At 55.6% G+C, this 18,177-nt stretch carries 15 protein-coding genes; 9 read left to right on the top strand and 6 right to left on the bottom strand.

The genetic code is table 11. The features are described from left to right. Window positions 1–15 precede the first annotated feature (15 nt). Window positions 16–1,317, bottom strand: coding sequence for a glutamate-1-semialdehyde 2,1-aminomutase (gene hemL, locus HPC62_RS19790; RefSeq protein ID WP_172358185.1), 1,302 nt, complete (start codon window positions 1,315–1,317; stop codon window positions 16–18). A gap of 148 nt (window positions 1,318–1,465) precedes the next feature. On the opposite strand from hemL, the gene HPC62_RS19785 reads away from it, so the two are divergent. Together HPC62_RS19785 and HPC62_RS19780 are read left to right on the top strand one after the other, a co-directional pair. Further along, window positions 1,466–1,828, top strand: coding sequence for a cupin domain-containing protein (locus tag HPC62_RS19785; RefSeq protein WP_172358184.1), 363 nt, complete (start codon window positions 1,466–1,468; stop codon window positions 1,826–1,828). A gap of 200 nt (window positions 1,829–2,028) precedes the next feature. After that, a complete protein-coding gene (locus HPC62_RS19780; protein ID WP_172358183.1) occupies window positions 2,029–2,586 on the top strand; it encodes a glutathione S-transferase family protein in 558 nt (185 codons plus the stop codon). Window positions 2,587–2,616: 30 nt separating this feature from the next. Here HPC62_RS19780 and HPC62_RS19775 read toward each other — a convergent pair whose 3' ends face one another. Beyond that, the gene (locus HPC62_RS19775) at window positions 2,617–3,057 is read right to left on the bottom strand and encodes a VOC family protein (protein WP_172358182.1); all 441 of its coding nucleotides are present in this window, start codon (window positions 3,055–3,057) and stop codon (window positions 2,617–2,619) included. 399 nt (window positions 3,058–3,456) lie between these two features. Here HPC62_RS19775 and metG point away from each other — a divergent pair, with 399 nt between their 5' ends. The 3 genes from metG to lptC all read left to right on the top strand — a co-directional run bounded on the left by metG (window position 3,457) and on the right by lptC (window position 7,356). Continuing rightward, window positions 3,457–5,058, top strand: coding sequence for a methionine--tRNA ligase (gene metG / locus HPC62_RS19770; protein ID WP_172358181.1), 1,602 nt, complete (start codon window positions 3,457–3,459; stop codon window positions 5,056–5,058). Window positions 5,059–5,383: 325 nt separating this feature from the next. Beyond that, window positions 5,384–5,992, top strand: a complete 609-nt coding sequence (locus HPC62_RS19765) for a LabA-like NYN domain-containing protein (RefSeq protein WP_172358180.1) — start codon at window positions 5,384–5,386, stop codon at window positions 5,990–5,992. Window positions 5,993–6,219: 227 nt separating this feature from the next. After that, the gene (gene lptC / locus HPC62_RS19760; RefSeq protein ID WP_172358179.1) at window positions 6,220–7,356 is read left to right on the top strand and encodes an LPS export ABC transporter periplasmic protein LptC; all 1,137 of its coding nucleotides are present in this window, start codon (window positions 6,220–6,222) and stop codon (window positions 7,354–7,356) included. Between the two features lie 73 nt (window positions 7,357–7,429). Here the strand turns inward: lptC and HPC62_RS19755 are convergent, their stop codons facing one another. Beyond that, window positions 7,430–8,755, bottom strand: a complete 1,326-nt coding sequence (locus HPC62_RS19755; RefSeq protein ID WP_216655296.1) for a D-alanyl-D-alanine carboxypeptidase — start codon at window positions 8,753–8,755, stop codon at window positions 7,430–7,432. A gap of 385 nt (window positions 8,756–9,140) precedes the next feature. Between HPC62_RS19755 and HPC62_RS19750 the strand changes: the two genes are divergently transcribed. After that, window positions 9,141–9,533: a hypothetical protein gene (locus tag HPC62_RS19750; protein ID WP_172358177.1), complete on the top strand. Its 393-nt coding sequence runs from the start codon at window positions 9,141–9,143 to the stop codon at window positions 9,531–9,533. A 916-nt stretch (window positions 9,534–10,449) separates the two neighbouring features. Here HPC62_RS19750 and HPC62_RS19745 read toward each other — a convergent pair. The 3 genes from HPC62_RS19745 to glmM form a co-directional block, all read right to left on the bottom strand. Beyond that, window positions 10,450–11,004 carry a hypothetical protein gene (locus tag HPC62_RS19745; RefSeq protein WP_172358176.1) on the bottom strand — a complete coding sequence of 185 codons (555 nt, stop codon included), beginning with the start codon at window positions 11,002–11,004 and terminating at the stop codon, window positions 10,450–10,452. Window positions 11,005–11,406: 402 nt separating this feature from the next. Beyond that, window positions 11,407–12,639 (bottom strand): DUF445 domain-containing protein, encoded by a 1,233-nt coding sequence (locus tag HPC62_RS19740; RefSeq protein ID WP_172358175.1) that lies wholly within the window; start codon window positions 12,637–12,639, stop codon window positions 11,407–11,409. A 421-nt stretch (window positions 12,640–13,060) separates the two neighbouring features. Then, the gene (gene glmM / locus HPC62_RS19735) at window positions 13,061–14,515 is read right to left on the bottom strand and encodes a phosphoglucosamine mutase (protein WP_172358174.1); all 1,455 of its coding nucleotides are present in this window, start codon (window positions 14,513–14,515) and stop codon (window positions 13,061–13,063) included. Between the two features lie 680 nt (window positions 14,516–15,195). On the opposite strand from glmM, the gene cbiT reads away from it, so the two are divergent. The 3 genes from cbiT to HPC62_RS19720 all read left to right on the top strand — a co-directional run bounded on the left by cbiT (window position 15,196) and on the right by HPC62_RS19720 (window position 18,114). Beyond that, complete coding sequence (gene cbiT / locus HPC62_RS19730) at window positions 15,196–15,798, top strand: precorrin-6Y C5,15-methyltransferase subunit CbiT (RefSeq protein ID WP_172358173.1); 603 nt, start codon at window positions 15,196–15,198, stop codon at window positions 15,796–15,798. A gap of 325 nt (window positions 15,799–16,123) precedes the next feature. Further along, window positions 16,124–16,993, top strand: a complete 870-nt coding sequence (locus tag HPC62_RS19725) for a phosphatidate cytidylyltransferase (protein ID WP_172358172.1) — start codon at window positions 16,124–16,126, stop codon at window positions 16,991–16,993. 170 nt (window positions 16,994–17,163) lie between these two features. Next, a complete protein-coding gene (locus HPC62_RS19720; RefSeq protein WP_172358171.1) occupies window positions 17,164–18,114 on the top strand; it encodes a putative 2-dehydropantoate 2-reductase in 951 nt (316 codons plus the stop codon). The last annotated feature ends 63 nt before the right edge of the window (window positions 18,115–18,177 follow it).

Here is an 18,177-nt window from a genome sequence, read left to right as displayed (position 1 = left end):
AACTGCGACCGAAGGCTAGAGCGAACTCATCACCGTGCGGGCAGCCTGAATCGTCTGGTCGATGTCTTCGTCGGAATGGGCCAGAGACGTAAAGCCAGCCTCGAACTGGGACGGAGCCAGGTATACGCCCTGCTCCAGCATTCCCCGGTGGAAGCGACCAAACTTTTGCAGGTCAGACTTTTTGGCATCTTCGTAGTTATGCACCGGGCCAGCGGTAAAGAAGAAGCCAAACATGGCGCTGATGGAGCCACCACAGGCCGCGTGTCCCGTGTCTTTTGCTGCCTGAAGCAGGCCGTCGGATAGTTTCTTGGTGATGCGCTCCAGATATTCGTAGGTGCCCGGACGCTGAAGCAGTTCTAGCGTCTTGATGCCTGCCGTCATGGCTAGCGGGTTGCCCGACAGCGTGCCTGCCTGATACATCGGGCCGGCCGGGGCGACCATTTGCATGATGTCGCGCCGGCCGCCATATGCGCCCACAGGCAGCCCGCCGCCAATGACTTTGCCCAGGGTGGTCAGGTCGGGCGTAATGCCGAACTTCTGCTGTGCGCCGCCGTAGGAAATGCGGAAGCCCGTCATCACTTCGTCAAACGTCAGCAGTGCGCCATGTTCGCGGGTGATTTCTCGCAGCCCCGCCAAAAAGCCTGCGTCTGGGGGAATGAAGCCTGCATTGCCGACGACGGGTTCCAAAATTACTCCGGCGATTTCACCCGGATTTTCGGCAAACAGGGCTTTTACGGCTTCCAGATCGTTAAACGGAGCGGTGAGTGTATTTGCAGTGGTGGACTTGGGCACGCCGGGCGAGTCAGGCAGACCCAGCGTGGCCACACCGGAACCTGCTTTGACCAGGAACATATCGGCGTGGCCGTGATAGCAGCCCTCGAACTTGATCACCTTTTCGCGGCCGGTGAAGGCTCGCATTAGCCGCAGCACGGCCATGCAGGCTTCGGTGCCAGAGTTGACAAAGCGTACCATTTCGATGCTGGGCACCGCGTCAATCACCATTTCGGCTAGCACGTTTTCTAGGTAGCAGGGCGCGCCAAAGCTAGTGCCCTTTTCGGCGGCTTCCTGGATGGCTTTGATGACTTCGGGATGGGCATGACCGCAGATGGCTGGCCCCCAGGTGCCGATGTAGTCGATGTAGCGGTTGCCGTCTACGTCCCACATGTAGGCATCTTTAACACGATCGATCACAAGGGGTTGACCGCCGACGGACTTAAAGGCGCGAACTGGCGAATTTACCCCGCCAGGCATGAGCTTTTGGGCAGCGGCAAAGATTTCTTCTGAACGGGTTGTTTTTAAGCTGGTCGTACTGGTCAAGGGTTTCTCCTGTGTATCGTTATGGACGGATGTTGTAGGGGATTGCGCCGGTTGGCTTGAGGAGGAGAGGCGTTTGGCGCACTGCACATTTCATTATCCTACGTAGTGGAGTAGGGTTAAAGTTCAAGACAGGCGTTGAGGTGATGAGATGCTGGTTCGGAAGCTGATGAGCTGTGAGGCGTTTATCGCGGGCGATCGCACGTTGCTGCGAGAACTGCTGCATCCCGACAAGCAGCCCGTCGATCTGCGCTACAGCCTGGCCCACGCCACCGTTGCCCCCGGCGATACCTCCACGCCCCACGCGCTGCGAACTTCGGAGGTGTATTACATCCTCAGCGGCGTGGGGGAAATGCACATTGGCGACGAGGTGCAGCGAGTCGAACCGGGCGATGCGGTCTATATTCCGCCTAATGCGCGGCAGTTTATTCGCAATATCGGCTCGGAGGCACTGGTGTTTCTCTGTATTGTCGATCCGGCCTGGCGGGTTGAAGACGAGATCGTGTTTGAGTAATTGTTTGAGTGATATAGCGCTGCCCGGTTTTGCTGCCTAGTCTTTGAATGCCTAGTCTTTGAATACTGCCCAGCATTTACACCGCCCAGCCTTTATACAATGTTGCCAGTTGCCAGAAGTCTTCAGTCCGTGGTTATCGGTCTTGGAGACACGTTATACCCAACTGGATTGCGCTGAACTTACGTTTATCGGTGAACTCTATGGCTTTGAAACTCTATGGCGGGGCCCGCAGCCGCGCTTCGATTGTCAAGTGGTATCTAGAAGAGTTGGGGCTGCCCTACGAGTTTGTGCAGCTGGATATGCAGGCCGGGGAACATCGCCAGCCGACCTATCTTGCCATCAACCCCTTTGGCAAAGTACCGGCGATTGTGGAGGATGGCTTTGTACTGTGGGAGTCGGGCGCGATTTTGCTCTATCTGTCCGATCGGCACGATACCGGGCTGACGGCAGAGCAGCGGGCCTGGGTGGCGCAGTGGGTGCTGTTTGCCAATTCCACACTTAGCACGGGGCTGTTTGTAGAAACGGTGCGCGATGCCGAAACGCCGCGCCTGCTCAGCGGGTTGGAGAGCCAGCTTGCTACGCGGGAGTGGCTGGTGGGCGATCGCCTTACGGCCGCCGACATTGCTGTGGGGTCCATTCTGGGCTATGCCACGCTGATGCTGAAGCAAGACTATGCCGACTATCCGGCGATCGCCGCTTATCTCAAGCGTTTGGGCGATCGCCCCCCATTCCAGCGCACGATTATGGGGCGGGGGTAGTGCCGCTGTTGGCCCTGACCTTGCCGATTCCTACTGCGGGTCGCAGCGGATTTCGACCATAAATCCGTCTGGGTCATAGCAATAAATTCCGCGACCCGTTGGGCGAGAGACGGGGCCGTGGTCGATGGGCACTCCGTTGTCGCGCAGCACAGCGACCGCTTCATCAAACAACTCTGGCGCAATGTCAAAGGCCAGGTGATTTGCGCGGGTAAACTGTCGCTGAGGATCAGGGTTGGGCGGCGATAAATCGGGTTCATAAAACAGGTCGATTACCGTGCCGTCTGGTGTGACGAAGTTCGCCACTTTGCCTGCCGCCACTAGGTCGATCAGCGTAGCCGGAATGTCGCTGCCTTGCAGTTCACGGAGTCCTAAAATCGTGCCGTAGAAGTGTCGGGATGCCTCCATGCTGTGAACATTTAATGCGACATGATGAACTCGTCGGAGCGCAGACGGAGGCAGGGTTTTGGACATAGCTGGTTGCTCAAGGTCTTCAGGACGACTTTTTCTCAAAATAGCGTTCCTGGGTGTTTTTGTGGATTAAGACCATCTCTTGCTAAAACGTTTCAAGGGTTTCCAGCGCCGCTACTGGCCTTAACACAGACCGCGCAAAAAATGAATTCAAAGTGCTAGCCTATTAATAGGTTATAGAATTGTAAAGCTTCGATGCAATGCGTTTAGCCGTGTTTCATCAATGATCAATTTCGCAACAATTCCGGTTTTCTGTGCCGCCTTGTTAGAGGACGGTTTAGATTATTACAATCACCATCTCCTCGAACCGTGATCCTGACGAACGGCTGAGCCATGAATTGAGTTGGTCAGAAAGGTGTTGAGTCGGGCCGCGGTTTCTGGAAATTCGGATTTTTTCTATACATGACCTCTTTCTCTAAAGAAAAAAACAAATTTGTTGTTACTACGCCGATCTACTACGTAAACGATCTGCCCCATATTGGGAGCGCCTACACTACGATCGCCGCAGATGTTCTGGCGCGGTTCCATCGTCTAAAGGGTGACTCGGTGCTGATGGTGACGGGCACGGATGAGCATGGTCAGAAAATCCAGCGGACGGCTGAGGCGTTGGGGCGATCGCCCCAGGCTCATTGCGACGAAATTGCTGCCGGGTTTGCTGCGCTCTGGGAACGGTTCAACATCCAGTACGACCGCTTTATCCGCACCACTGCCCCCCGACATGAAGCGATCGTCAAAGAGTTTTTTCAGCGGGTGTGGGATGCGGGCGACATCTATCTGGGGCAGCAGCAGGGTTGGTACTGCGTCTCCTGCGAAGAGTTCAAAGAAGAGCGCGATCTGCTGCCGGAGAAGCACTGTCCGCTGCATCCCAATAAACAGGTCGAGTGGCGCGACGAAAAGAACTATTTTTTCCGCCTGTCAAAATATCAGGACGCGCTGGAAAGACTCTACGAATCTCAGCCCGACTTTATTCAGCCCGAAAGCCGCCGCAATGAGGTGCTGAGCTTTGTCAGCCAGGGATTACAGGATTTCTCCATTTCTCGCGTCAACCTGGCGTGGGGCATTCCGCTGCCCGTTGATCCCGACCATACCATCTACGTCTGGTTTGACGCGCTGCTGAACTATGTGACGGCCTCGGTCGAGCCAGACCAGGAGCCGACGCTGGCAAATGCGGTATGGTGGCCCGCCAGCCTACATCTAATTGGTAAAGATATCCTGCGGTTTCATGCGGTCTATTGGCCAGCCATGCTGATGTCCGCAGGATTGCCCCTGCCAGAGCGAGTATTCGGGCACGGCTTCTTGACCAAAGATGGTCAAAAAATGAGCAAGAGTCTCGGTAATATCATCGATCCGTTTGATTTGGTTCAGCGCTACAATTCCGATGCGATTCGCTACTATTTCCTCAAAGAAATTGAGTTTGGTCGCGATGGCGATTTCAGCGAAACTCGGTTTGTCAATATCCTGAATGCTGACCTGGCAAACGATTTGGGCAACCTGCTGAACCGTGTTTTGAAGCTTGCCCATAAGAACTGTGGGGGGAAGGTTCCGGGAGGAGGGGGCGATCGCCCGTTGCTCGACGAATCCCTTAAAGCAATTGGAAAAGACCTGGGGGAAGCCGTCACTCAAGCTTACGAAACCCTGGCCTTTGACCAAGCCTGTAATGCGGTGCTGTCTGTCGTGCGTGCCAGCAACAAGTACGTAGACGAGCAGGCACCCTGGACGCTTTTCAAGCAGGGCAATCAATCTGCCGCTGAGCGGGTCATCTACACCGTTCTTGAAACGGTTCGACTCTCTGCCTATTTGCTGTCGCCTATCGTGCCCAACTTGAGTAGTCGAATTTATCAGCAGTTGGGCTACGCGGTGGACTTTAACCAACTGGATGAGGCGTTCATCGCGGCTTCGATCCCATTTTCGGCTCACACCCGCTGGGGCACTCTGCCGTCGGGACAGTCGCTCGCTGCGCCGCAGCCTGTGTTTCAGCGTCTAGAGCTTCCGATAGCCTCCTAATAGCTTCCTGAAGACCGTTGACTCGATTCAATTCGCCTGGTTCGATCTGTCCGGTTCGATCTGCCCAATTCAAATTGCTCGACTCAAACTGCTCGATTCAAACTGCCCGATTTAAACTGATTCAAATTCAAATCTTGTCCGATGCAATTTTGATTGACGTTGCGCTTTGTTTTTGTTTACTTTTCAACTGACCGTTTCAATTGACCGTTCAAAGACTGTCTTTTCTTTTTGTTTCTAAGGATAAATCGTTTAATAAACCCTTCGGAACCTTTGAAAATACATCCCTTGGAAAAAATACACAGATAATTTTAAGAGGCTAAATGTGATGCTAAGCCACCATACAGAGAGCGATGCAGTGTTTACTCCAGAGCAGGTGCTAGAAAATCGCGGCCGTGTGGCCATTTTTATCGACGGGTCTAACCTGTTTTATGCCGCGCTACAACTCGGCATTGAAATTGACTATACTAAGCTGCTCTGCCGCCTTACATCTGGCTCACGGCTGCTGCGGTCGTTCTTCTACACTGGCGTAGACCGCACCAACGAGAAGCAGCAGGGCTTTTTACTGTGGATGCGGCGCAATGGCTATCGCGTGATTTCCAAAGACCTGGTGCAACTGCCGGATGGTTCCAAAAAAGCCAATTTGGACGTAGAAATTGCCGTAGATATGATGGCGCTGGTGGGGGCCTATGATACGGCGGTGCTGGTGAGCGGGGATGGCGACCTGGCCTATGCCGTAGATGCGGTGAGCTATCGGGGCGTGCGGGTGGAGGTGGTCAGCCTGCGCTCAATGACCAGCGATAGCCTGATTAACGTAGCCGATCGCTACATCGACCTGGATTCTATTAAAGAAGACATCCAGAAAACGCCCCGACACAACTACACCTATCGTCCGCTGTCGGGTATTGGGCTGTCGGATGAGCAAGAGTCAGAATAGCAAGAGTCAAAATAGACGCTTGAATGCGGCTAGGGGTTTGTCAGCAACCCTGGTGAATGGTGGAGGGTGAACCAGCGGATCGCGCAAAATCTGTCTACCCGCAGGAGCAACAGCGGCCGTCCGTCGTCTAAGGTAGAGGCTGGGACAGATTCAGAACCCTGAAGCGGTACTCCTGGCTGGGCGATCGCCCCTCATGCTTCGAGTTGGGTAAAGATTGGGTGACTTTGATGCCTCGTTTTATCTCTATCTGGGCTTTGCTGACCGCAGGGTTGATGGTCGGGTTGACGGCTTGCCAGCCTAGAAACCGTGCCTCGGAGCGGCTGGCGCGGGATAGCGCTGCGGTTCAGCAAATTGATACCAACCTGACCTTCAACAACATTACGCTGGATCAGGCAGATGAACAGGGCAAAACGGTCTGGCGCATTACGGCTAAGCAGGCGACCTATAGCGAAGATAAGCAAATCGCCAGATTGACCCTGCCCGAAGGCGAACTCTATCAAGATGGAAAAGCGGCCTATCAGGTAAGGGCGCAGTCGGGTGAAATTCTGCAAAATGGCGAGAAGATTTTCCTGCGGGGCGACATCGAGGCAATTGACCTAGAAAGCAAGGCGGTGCTGAAGGCGCAGGAACTGGAGTGGATTCCGAATCGCAGTCTGTTGATTCTTCGCAAAGACCTGACGGGAACCCACCCGCAGATTCAGATCGCCGCAGACCAGGCGCAAATTTTCAACAAAGAACGCCGCATGGAACTGAGCGGGCAGGTCACTGCGACGACGACTGATCCCGTCCTGCAACTGAAGGCAGAGCGGCTCGTGTGGCTGATGCAGCGAGAACAGGTGGTGAGCGATCGCCCGCTGCAAGTGACCCGGTTCTTGAACCAGCAGGTGAGCGATGTGGCCCAGGGCAACCAGGGCAATCTGAACCTGCAAACCAACGTGCTGACCCTGACCAACAGCGCCCGCATTGTCACCAGCAACCCGCCGCTGCAAATTAGCAGCAATTCCCTAGTGTGGAATGTGCCGCAGGAGGTGCTGAGTACCGACCAGCCTGTGACGGTGATTCAGCGGCAGGAGCAAGTGACCTTAGCCGCAAATGCCGGACGGTTTAACCTGGGCCCGCAAACGGCAACGCTCACGGGGAACGTCCGCGCCGTGGGGCAGCGCAACCAGGCGCAACTCAATGCCAACCGACTGGACTGGAATATCCGCAGCCGTGAGGTCGTTGCCGAGGGGGATGTGGACTATCGCCAGACCGATCCACCCGTCACCATGCGAGGCCCCCGTGCTGTCGGCAAGCTAGAGCGGCAGACTGTGACCGTTAGTGGCGGGCGCGTAGTGACGGAGATTATTCCTGAAGGGCTTTGAGGTGGAGGGAAGGCGGGAAGAAAGAGGGAAGAACGAAGAGCAAAAAACGAAACTTCTTCTCTCAATAGGCGGCCTATCGCGGTACGTTTCGTGCTGGGTCGCCAAGCTGCTGTTGATAGATGGGCAGGCGATCGCTCGGCTGAATTTCTGCGGGAACGGGGGTTGCTTCTCCCCACTGGCTGACGAGGGCTTGCAAGAGGCGGTCTTGCTCGGCGCGGACGCTGCCCAGGTCGGCTGTGCCAATGTCGATAATGGCAAACCACACTACGCCGCGATCGCGCGTCGGTAGGGCCCCCGCCAGCGAACTGACCCGATCGAGCGTGCCTGTTTTGACCGGCGTGCCGGCCGTAATGCGGCGATCGCCTAGGGTTCCCCGTTCGCGCCCGACGACGGGAAACAGGTCAGACACGCTGAGTCCCTCCGCCTGGAGCGATCGCTGGGTTGCCGTCAGCATCGCCACCACAGCGCGGGGAGAAATCTGGTTTTCTTCGCCCAGCCCGGAGCCGTTGATCAGCCGGACTTCTTCAGCGGGTATGTTTGCCGCCGCTGCTGCTGTTCGAGCCACCGCCGAGCCACCGCCAAGCTGTTGCGCCACTGAGTCGGCAATGAAGTTGTTGCTGAAAATATTCATTGCCTTCAATACCTGCACCAGGCTGAGGGAGCGGCGTTGCAGCACGGGCGTAAAGACAGGCGGCTGGGCTAGGCTAACCACTTCACCCGCGATCGCCACGCGGGGCTGGGGCGTACCGGGCGGAAGCTGGGTGTATTGGGTCTGCGCTTCGCCTGTCCACAGGTCAGCGTTGATCCCCTGTCGCAGGAGTGCCCCGGCCGTTTGGGGATCGCCTTTGAAGTTCATGGCAAAGTTGCCCGCGATCACCAGATTGCCCTCTACCCGCCGGATGCCCCGCTGTTCTAAGGCATTTCCCAGGGCGATCGCCTCCTCCCAGACAAACAGCGGATCGCCGCCGCCCTGAATCACCAGATCGCCGCGCACCACGCCATTTTTGATGGGCCCCGTCACGCCCACAGTGGTATTGAACGTATGCGACGTACCCCAGGTTTTAAGCGCTGCCAGCGTGGTCGGAATTTTGGTCAGCGAGGCCGCTGGAATCGGCTCCAGACCTTTGTGTTCACTCAAAATTTGGCTGCCCGACTGCACCCATATCCCCTGAGCGCTGGCGGGCATTCCCATCGCCTCCAGGGCCAGCAAGTGTTGACGAAGGGCGGCGATCGCCGTTGGATCTTGCACAAGCTGCGGCTGCACCAGCGCCTCCAGCCAACTGCTGTCTTTCCAGCCCGCCCAATCTACCACTTGCATCGGCTCAGCAGTTTCTTGCTCCGCTGCCAACAGTTCCATAGGAAACAGTCCAACACTCAAACAGCCCAGCAGTGCCGACATCCATCTAGCGCCATATCGAGCCTTCTGTCGGCCAGATCGCAGCCTACCCGAACAGTGGTTTTGACGATTTTGCAGACGCTCTCGCAGAATGCTGACCCGCACAGCCTACTCCCGTAAATCGCATTCGTGAACTATGGTTGAATGCCACTTCTGGCGGCACTCTTTAGTATCTTAAGCAATCCGAATCGAGTGCAATTCAATTCATCACAACTTGGGCAAGGCTAATTGGGTAAGACTGATGCGCTTGCGACAAGCTTTTTAAGCTTGGAATGATTTCTCGCAGCGAGTTCTGTCGGCAACTCATTTGGCGATTTCAGGCAGGTGTTGTAACGTGAGTGAAGCCGGGCCGATGCCGGATTATTGACTAAAACTCGGAACTGAACTCATGAACCCCGACGAAATTTTGCAAGGGATACAAAAAGGCTTTCGCGTCACCTTGGGAGCCGCCAGCACGCTGGCCGAAACGATTCAAGACAGCCAGCGGCGTGAAGAAACCCTGGCGCGGCTGCGGACTGACCCCAGCGGGCTGGCCGACGATCTGGCTGCCAAAGGCGAAGTGACGGAGCAAGAGGCCCGTGCCTTTTTAGATAACCTGATGGCGCAGCGTCCAGCAGGGGCTTCCTGGAGTGGCCCTGCTGGCTCCTCCAGCGGCCCAACCGCCTCGACTGGCGGTGTGCCCGTGGCCCCGCCTGATATTCAGGCAGACTTGAAAGACCTGACAGAGCAAATTTCTGCGATGCGGGCAGAGCTAGAGCGGCTTCGTCAGCAAGGCAGTTAGCCTGCGTCTCCACAGAATAATCGCAAAGCAGTCCTGAGGACTATCCTCAAGACTTTTCTGAGGACAAATCATTGCCAAGATTTGCTGGGAAGCTTCGTAGAAAAGTTTGCGGCATAACGTCTAGAAATACCACTATGTTCTCAGGACTGTCCTGCAAACAATCTTGCCATTGAGCTTCCCAGGAAAATTTTTAGAAAAGCGCTCCGAAACGATTTCAGGGAAGTCCTGTTGTCTTGGGGACTTTCCTAAGAACCATCTTGAGAACTGAACTGTGGGAAATCTTTCAGCAGGCGTTTACTATCTGTATATTCCTAAGGACAGTTCTCAGGACTCTCCTGAGGACAAAGCTGTGGCGAGCCTGTGAGGAAAATCCTGAGGAAAGTCTTTAGGAAAGTTTTTAGGAAAGCCTCAAAAGTCCTCAGGACTGTCCTCAGGACATGTTATAGTTTTAATTGACAGCAGGACTTACGCAGTTGGGCGATCTCTTGCAGGCGCAGCCCGCGAGAAATCCTCCAAAACGCAGAAACTTATCGCAAGCGTGTAAGTTCTGTGACAGAAAAGGCTAAAGGGTTCAGGAAGACTAGCCCCCACTGGTGGGTCGAGCTTCCGCTGGCGGACAAATGCCAGAGCAACTGATAGCCCATCACCTTGGTCAAACCTCAGCCCAAAGCTGTGCCAAAAACTAAGGTGATGCCAGTGCGAACACTAACATCACCTAAGAAAAAGAAAGAACGAACAATCGAAAGAATCGAGTGTATCGAATACGTGAAATCTAGCCAGCTTAACCGCTGGCTTTTCTATTTTACAGGCTTCTACGTATGACGCAAAGGGGCCTGATGACTTTCATATTGGCTGTCACACAGCATATTAGCAGTCATATAGCTGTCTAATTTCTGTCCAATTTCGCTAGCCGTACTCAACTCCGCTCTTTCGAGACTTTCCAGGCGGTTTCTCCACCTGCTCGATATCCCGACTTGGTAAACGTAAATCCGGCTTCTGAAAAGCGATCGCCATAGTACTGCATTTCCGAAATTGACAAATCCAGTAGATCGGCGATCTCGGAGGTTCGCATCAGCCAGCCGTTTCGCGCTGCGTCTTCCAGCTTTTGGTAATAGGCGAGGGGGTCTTGGGGAGGTTGGAGGCGGTTGGCAAACTGGGCGGCGATCGCCGACACTAAATTAATCACATCAGGCTGTATATTGGACAGTCCTGAGGAATCTCCAGAAGAAGAGTTTTGTGCAGGCTGAATGCCCCGGCTTTCCAGAAATTCAGGCATCGTGCCGCCAGATTTGATGAACTGGTGCAAGTCGTCGAGTAGGCGCAACTGTTCTGCATTGACAAAGGACTTGTTGCCGACCTTTTGAGGGTCAATGCCCAGATCGTTCAGCCGTTTATAGACAGCGCTTTTGACCAGTCCATATCGCTGCATCAATTGATTGACCGGGATTCGGTCGATTTCGCCGCCGTTCATCTGCGTTCCTCTGGACAGTCCTGAAGACTATCCTCTCAGTATCGCGTATGATTCCGTCCTGTGAAAAGTCCTAAAGAAAGTCTGCTATGGCAAAGGACAGAGGGACAGGGCCGGGAGCAAAAGGCGAAATAATCAGCGTAATTTCAGCGTAATTCAGGTGAGTCAAGAATTCCAAAGGTCTAGAACCTGATCCTGAAGTCGTGCGTGAAGCGGGCCAAAGCTATGTCAAACTTTGTCCACTAACTTGTCCATTAATTTGTCCATTAATTTGTCCATTAATTTGTCCACTAGACAGTCCTGAGGAATGTAATTTGGTGGTGCATGTCTGTCCTCAGGACTATCCTGAAGACTGTTCTGAACTGGATAAATGGATTCCCGAAAAGCTTCCCGATTTGTTCCTGGCTAGCGCGTCAGCAGCACAAACACCGTCTGCATCAGCCCCACAACCACACCCAAAATGCCGCCCAGGTTCACGATGCCCTGGAGTTCACTTTTCACGATGCCCTGGATGGCGGCTTCCAGGTTTTGCGGCGAGGTCGCTTTGACGCGATCCATGATGACCTGCTCCAGGTTCAAGATGGGAATCGCCTGTTTTACGATCGCCTCTAGATCCCGCTCCAGATAGCGTTCCAAGACCAGAGCCAGTTCCTTGCTGACAGGCTCCAGCGAACTATTCACCGCTTCCGAGGCCCGCAGTCGGTTCACCAGCAATCCTGCCACCTTGTCCCAATCGACCGAATTGCTCAGCCCCATCAGCAACTCTTCGCCCTGGGTTTGCAAATAGTGGCGAAAGTTGTCGCGCAGCGTCCGGCGCAATTGTCGCACTGTAGACACGGGCAGGTTTTGCAGCGACAGATTTTGCAGCACTTCCCGCAGCCGATCCTGAATATTCAGCGTGCGGATGAGTTCCTTGATTACGGCGTTGCTGGCATCGGGTTCGTCTAGACAGTGGGTTCGCAGCCGCACCAGTGCATTTCGCACGCCAAACAGGTTTGCCACGACCCAGTAGGTGCCGCTGGTTTTTGACCGAAAGCTTTCGTCGATGACCTGAATGTTGCGATCGGTGAGGAAGTCGATCGCGCCCTGACGCAGCACGTCTGGGGGCAGCACTGCATCCAGCATCCATTTGGAAAGCTGCTCGGCCTGCGACTGAGAAAACTGAAACTCCAGCAATACTTGGTCAAATAGCTGATTGAGCTGGGCTTCTAGAAAATCTTCGCGCCGCGCCAGCACCTTGATTGTGCGGGGCAACGACTGTCCTACCAGATCGTGCAGAATGTTGGAGACAATTTTGACCGTGCGCTGCTCGTTGCCCTGCTGAATCTGGGTCAGGGTGAGCGAGAGGAGCCACTGAATTGCCGCCTGCACACGCTCCGGCTGCAAGAGCCGTCGGGCAATGTTTTGCAGTTCTTCTGGGGTCAGCAGCGATCCGAGAATGGCGTTAGAAATACGCTGGGCTAGTCGCTCTTGGTTTGCTGGAATTAGCCCCGGCGTAAAAGGCAGTCGCCGTCCGCCAAGGTGAATCGGCTTGTAGGGGCGAAAGAGCATTTTGATGGCGATGTCATTGGTGAAATAGCCAATGATCCCGCCAAGAATGGGGGGTGCAACAAGAATGATGAGAGACTGGAGGTTCAACGGATGCGGCGTGGCAGGATGAGGAGTGGTCTGCCCATTTCGACCATACCGCTTTCTAGGGATCAGGTGCCAGGTTTTGGGAGGGCAGCAGGCGAGGGCTGGGTTTCAAGCCCTTGAGTTTGTAGCCTATGTTGCTTAGAGGATGTTTGAAAAGTCCTACTGTTTGTAGCAAAGCGTGCAAGATCCCCCTAAATCCCCCTTAAAAAGGGGGACTTTCAGGCGGTTTCTCCCCTTGTTAAGGGGGGCTAAGGGGGGCTCTCTGAGTGCTTAACATTACAGGCGATACCTTTTCAAACACCCTCTTAGGGCCTTGTTGTGGAGCAGCGCTGCCGCCAATCATATCTGTGCCCTGAAACATCTGCGCCCTAAGACATTTGTGCCCTAACTTCTTGTTTCCTGGAACTTGTCTCCTGATCCCAAATTAGCCCGCTAAGTGTGTTTCGACTACGGAGACGAGGTGCGTTGTCCAGTGGTCTACCAGATCAGCGTGGGCGGCTTCTACCATGACGCGAATGACAGGTTCGGTGCCCGATGCGCGGACGAGGATGCGGCCGCGATCGCCCATGTCGGATTCTGCCTGGGCGATCGCTCGTTGCAGGGGTTCGCAGGTGTGCCAGTTCAGGCGGCGATCGCGGTCTTCCACGCGCACGTTCCGCAACAGTTGGGGATAGGTCTGGAAGCTCTGATCGCGCAGGTCGGCCAGAGACACCCCAGACTGCTTGACCAGGGCCGCCAGGTGCAGCGCCGTCAGCATCCCGTCGCCGGACACCGCGTAATGCGGGCAGAGGATGTGGCCCGACTGTTCGCCGCCCAGCTTTGCGCCCCGCTTCACCATTTCGGCGTGAACATACTGGTCGCCCACGGCAGTTCTCACCAGGGTTCCGCCCTGCGCTTCCCAGGCCCGCTCAAAGCCGAGATTTGCCATCACGGTGGAAATCAGCGTGTCGTTGGGCAGTTGTCCTGCCTGACGCAGCGTGTTACCCCAGAGATACAGGACGTAATCGCCATCAATGACGCGCCCCTGGCTGTCTACGGCCATCATCCGGTCGGCATCGCCATCAAAGGCAAACCCCATGTCGGCCTGATGCTCTAGAACCGCAGCCTTGAGAGAAGCCAGATGGGTGGAACCGCAGTTGACATTGATGCGATCGCCATCGGGTGCGTCGTGCAGGCAAATTACCTCAGCGCCCATTTCGCGGAAGACCCGTTCACCCAGGTTTGCCGCTGCGCCCCAGGCCAGATCCAGCACAATTTTTAGCCCTGCGAGGCTGACTTGGGGCTGGAAGGGCTGATGCAGCGACGCAACGTAGTCTTGCAGCAGTTCCGGGCGATCGCAGCACAGGCCCGTATTCGTCAGAGCGGGGGCGCTTTCCAGGGGCGATCGCAGCGCTGCTTCGATTTGGGCTTGCAATTCTGGGGCCAGCTTTGCCCCCTGGCTGCTAAAAAACTTGATGCCGTTGTCTTCTGGCGGGTTGTGGCTGGCGGAAATCATCACGCCGCCCGCCGCGCCCAGTTTGTTGGCCAGGTAGGCTACCGCCGGAGTCGGGCACAGGCCCAGGTTCCACACCTCCAGCCCTGCGGAAGCCAGCCCCGCCGACAGCGCCGCCGACAGCATATCGCTAGAGTTGCGCGAATCTTGTCCCAAAATCATCGGGCCCGCCTCGGACGTTTTCAGCACTTGCCCTGCTCGGTAGCCAACCTGAAACGCCAATGGAGCCGTCAGCAAATCTCCCGCCCGTCCACGAATTCCGTCTGTGCCAAACAGCTTGCCCGCCGGTAGCGACAGCGGACTCCAAAGCTCATCAACCGCCCGTCCGCTTGCCGGAGCGCGATCCGCAAGGCGAGACGACCCCGACCATACAGGAGAAACGACCATAACCTAGCACTCCAGAAAAATCACTCCACACACATGAGGAGAATAGCACTTTGTTGGTTAAGAAGATTAAATACCTATTGACAGATGTTTCGATAGGTTGACGACTCTGAAGACAGATCTAGGACTTACGCAGTTAGACGGTTTCTCAGGGGCGCAGCCCGCGAGAAATCGTCCAAAACCCAGAAAACATATCGCAAGTGCGTAAGTCCTGAGATTTTTCGAGCGGGGGCGTGTAGTACTTTGCGGGGGCGGGTTGGGGGTGTCCGGAGGGTTTTGGGAGAGGAGTCCCAAAGGGTTGAAGGGATTTTTTTCGCTCCCTGTCCTCTGTTTCTCCACGATTCTCCGCGCCCTGGCCCCTGTTATAGGTCAGACTTACGGGTTTCGATCAAGAACTTCTGGCGGATTGCCCTTTTGAACCGGTCTGATGGCGGGTTGTGGCGGATTGTGGCAGCTAGAACTTACGCAGTTGGACGATTTCTCGCAGGCGCAGCCCGCGAAAAATCGTCCAAAACCCAGAAAGCTGATTGCCAGTGCGTAAGTCCTGAGCAGTTTCAGATTTGGGCAGGGCTGTTTAAGATAGGGCTGTTTAGGATAGGGCTGTTTAAGATAAGGCCAAAGGCGATCGCCCGTGGGCCAGGTTTCACCCATAGTTCCCGATTCAGCGCGAGGCTCTAGTCTGCATGGCTTCTCCACTTTGGCCCTATGTCACCTCTGGCATTCCCGACGACCGCTTTGAGCAGTTGCCCGGAATTCCCCTGACCAAGCGCGAAATTCGGGTGCTGCTGCTGTCGCAACTGCGGCTGCGTCCGGACGCAGTGTTGTGGGATATTGGCGCGGGCACGGGCACGATTCCGGTAGAAGTGGGGCTGCGGTGTCCTTTGGGAAAGGTTTATGCCATCGAGCGCGACGCGGAAGTGGCCAGCCTGATTCGCCGCAACTGCGATCGCTTTGGCGTAAAAACAGTGGAAGTGGTGGAGGGCAGCGCCCCAGAGTGCCTGAGCGAGCTAGCGGATGCGCCGGACTGCGTGTGTGTGGAGGGGGGGCGATCGGTGAAGGCGATTTTGCAGGCGGCGTGGAGCTATTTGCTGCCGGGGGGACGCATCGTGGCGATCGCCACTAACCTCGAAACGCTCTATGCCATCTCAGAATGTCTCGCCAGCCTCCAGGTTCGCAATGTGGAAGTAGTGCAGTCGGTGATCAACCGCCTGGAAAATCGCGGCATTCATCAGGTGTTTGCAGCGCTTGACCCCATGTTTATCGTCAGCGGCGAAAAAGGAGAATGACCAAATCTCCCCCCAGTTGCTTCTGCCGTTCTAGCAACCCACACTCTACCAAGTTTTCCCTCTTCCCTCTTCGTTCTTCCCTCTTCGTTCTTCCCTCTTCCCTTTTCGTTCTTCGTTCTTCCCTCTTCCTTCTACCGTTTTAGCAACACGCGCTCCGCTGAGAGCGCCCTTACAATATGTAAACGAAACCCATAGATAAGACCGCAGACGGGTGTGTTTATGAAGGATGCACGCAAAAGTGTGCCAAAGTAGTCTTTAACCTCTGCTTAAGTCCTTCTTTACGGTTTCTTTATTGCGGATTGATTGCTCCATCTCTTAATTTTCTATGGCATCGCCCCGAGTTCTCAGCGCTATCATCGCCATCATTCTTGCCTTGGGAATGGTGTGTTTGGGCGGGTGGTATTTCACCCTGGGCGTTGCGCTGATGGTGTATTTGGGGCAATTAGAGTATTTCCAGCTTTGCCGCGCCAAGGGCATGGCTCCGGCTGCCAAGACGACGCTAGCCGTCAGCCAGCTGATTCTGGTAACGGCTACGCTCTCCCCCACGCTGGCTGATGCGGTGGTGCCCGTCGCTGGAACCTGCATTTGCTTTTACCTGCTGTTTCAGCCCAAACTGGCGACGATCGCCGACATTTCTGCCTCCATTTTGGGGCTATTCTACGGCGGCTATCTGCCGAGCTATTGGGTGAGGCTGCGATCGCTCGGCCAGGCAGAAGTCAGCAACCTACCGCTAAATGGCTTTTTGCCCCTCTCCTGGGACGATTGGCAAGCCCTACCGCCAGGGCTGACGACGATGCTCATCGCCTTTGGCTGTATCTGGGCTGCGGATATTGGGGCCTATGTATTTGGCAAGCTGTTTGGCAAAACGCGCCTGTCTGCTATTAGTCCCAAGAAAACGGTAGAAGGGGCAGTGCTGGGGGTGTTGGGCAGCGTCGCGGTCGGGACGATCGGATCTTGGCTGCTGCGGTGGCCGGGCTTTCCGCTGACGGGTATGGCGCTAGGACTAATCATTGGCATTGCCAGCCTGCTGGGTGACCTGACGGAATCGATGATGAAGCGCGACGCGGGCGTAAAGGATTCTGGGCAACTCATTCCGGGGCATGGTGGTATCCTCGATCGCGCCGATAGCTATGTGTTCACTGCGCCACTGGTTTACTATTTCGTGACGCTCCTGCTGCCGCTGCTGCCCGCGTAGGACAGAAATCCTATGTTTGTCTTTGTTAGGAGTTATGCAGTTGGACGATTTCTCGTGGGCGCAGCCCGCGAGAAATCGTCCAGAACCCAGAAAACCTAATCGCAAGTGCGTAAGTCCTATTTGTATAGACTTTACTTGCGGGCAAACTTGCGGGCAAAGAGGACAGCAGCATGGATACGGCTTCAGGATTGACCTACGCCGTCTTGGGCACGGGGGCGCTGGGCGGCTACTATGGCGCGTGTTTGCAAAAAGCAGGGCTAGAGGTTCACTACTTATTGCGGAGCGACTTTGACCTGGTGCAGCGGCAAGGGCTGGTGATTGAGTCGCCGGATGGGGATTTTGCGCTGCCGCAGGTGAATGCCTATCGGCGATCGCCCGATATGCCGCGCTGCGATGTCGTAATTGTGGCGCTGAAGACGACCCAAAATCACCTGCTGCCAGACCTGCTGCCGCCTGTGGTGAAGGATGATGGCGTGGTGCTGGTGCTGCAAAACGGGCTGGGGGTAGAGGCTGAGGCAGCGGCGATCGCCGGCCCAGAGCGCGTTCTGGGTGGGCTGTGTTTCCTGTGTTCCAACAAAGTTGGGCCGGGGCGCATTCGCCACCTGGACTATAAAAAAATTTCGATGGGTGAATACAGCGCGGCGGGGGAGGCAGTGGGCATTACCGACCGAATGCGGCGGATCGCGGCAGACTTTGAGCGGGCAGACATTCCCATTGAACTGGCTGAGGATTTGGTGCTGGCCCGCTGGAAAAAGCTGATGTGGAACATTCCCTTTAACGGGCTATCCGTGGTGCTGAATGCGACGACGCAGGACATGATGGCCAACCCTGATGCGCGATCGCTCGCCGAGGCGCTGATGGAGGAAGTGATGAAAGGGGCAGCGGCGCAGGGACGGGCGATCGCCCCAGAATTCGTACAGACCATGCTGGATCACACGGCAAAAATGAAGCCCTATCGCACCAGCATGAAGATCGACTACGACGAAAAGCGCCCGCTGGAAGTAGAAGCAATGTATGGCAATCCGCTGCGGGCGGCTCAGGCGGTGGGGGCCCGCTTGCCTCAGATTCAAACGCTATATCAACAACTGCGGTTTCTAGACGCGCAGAATCGGGGCTTGTAGCGGAGCAATCGAGAATTCTCTGAAAGTGGTTTAATACTCTTTGGGAGGTTGCTGGCAGGGCGA

The organism is Thermoleptolyngbya sichuanensis A183 (assembly GCF_013177315.1).
GTDB lineage: Bacteria > Cyanobacteriota > Cyanobacteriia > Elainellales > Elainellaceae > Thermoleptolyngbya > Thermoleptolyngbya sichuanensis.
The sequence above is the reverse complement of the archived record's forward strand: the minus strand, read 5'-3'. Positions and strand labels throughout refer to the sequence as shown.

Bases quoted from the DNA above. Each gene is read 5' to 3' on its own strand.
- HPC62_RS19785 (WP_172358184.1), top strand. From the start codon at position 1,466: ATGCTGGTTCGGAAGCTGATGAGCTGTGAGGCGTTTATCGCGGGCGAT.
- HPC62_RS19780 (WP_172358183.1), top strand. From the start codon at position 2,029: ATGGCTTTGAAACTCTATGGCGGGGCCCGCAGCCGCGCTTCGATTGTC.
- HPC62_RS19775 (WP_172358182.1), bottom strand. From the start codon at position 3,057: ATGTCCAAAACCCTGCCTCCGTCTGCGCTCCGACGAGTTCATCATGTC.
- metG (WP_172358181.1), top strand. From the start codon at position 3,457: ATGACCTCTTTCTCTAAAGAAAAAAACAAATTTGTTGTTACTACGCCG.
- HPC62_RS19765 (WP_172358180.1), top strand. From the start codon at position 5,384: ATGCTAAGCCACCATACAGAGAGCGATGCAGTGTTTACTCCAGAGCAG.
- lptC (WP_172358179.1), top strand. From the start codon at position 6,220: ATGCCTCGTTTTATCTCTATCTGGGCTTTGCTGACCGCAGGGTTGATG.
- HPC62_RS19755 (WP_216655296.1), bottom strand. From the start codon at position 8,755: ATGTCGGCACTGCTGGGCTGTTTGAGTGTTGGACTGTTTCCTATGGAA.
- HPC62_RS19750 (WP_172358177.1), top strand. From the start codon at position 9,141: ATGAACCCCGACGAAATTTTGCAAGGGATACAAAAAGGCTTTCGCGTC.
- HPC62_RS19745 (WP_172358176.1), bottom strand. From the start codon at position 11,004: ATGAACGGCGGCGAAATCGACCGAATCCCGGTCAATCAATTGATGCAG.
- glmM (WP_172358174.1), bottom strand. From the start codon at position 14,515: ATGGTCGTTTCTCCTGTATGGTCGGGGTCGTCTCGCCTTGCGGATCGC.
- cbiT (WP_172358173.1), top strand. From the start codon at position 15,196: ATGGCTTCTCCACTTTGGCCCTATGTCACCTCTGGCATTCCCGACGAC.
- HPC62_RS19725 (WP_172358172.1), top strand. From the start codon at position 16,124: ATGGCATCGCCCCGAGTTCTCAGCGCTATCATCGCCATCATTCTTGCC.
- HPC62_RS19720 (WP_172358171.1), top strand. From the start codon at position 17,164: ATGGATACGGCTTCAGGATTGACCTACGCCGTCTTGGGCACGGGGGCG.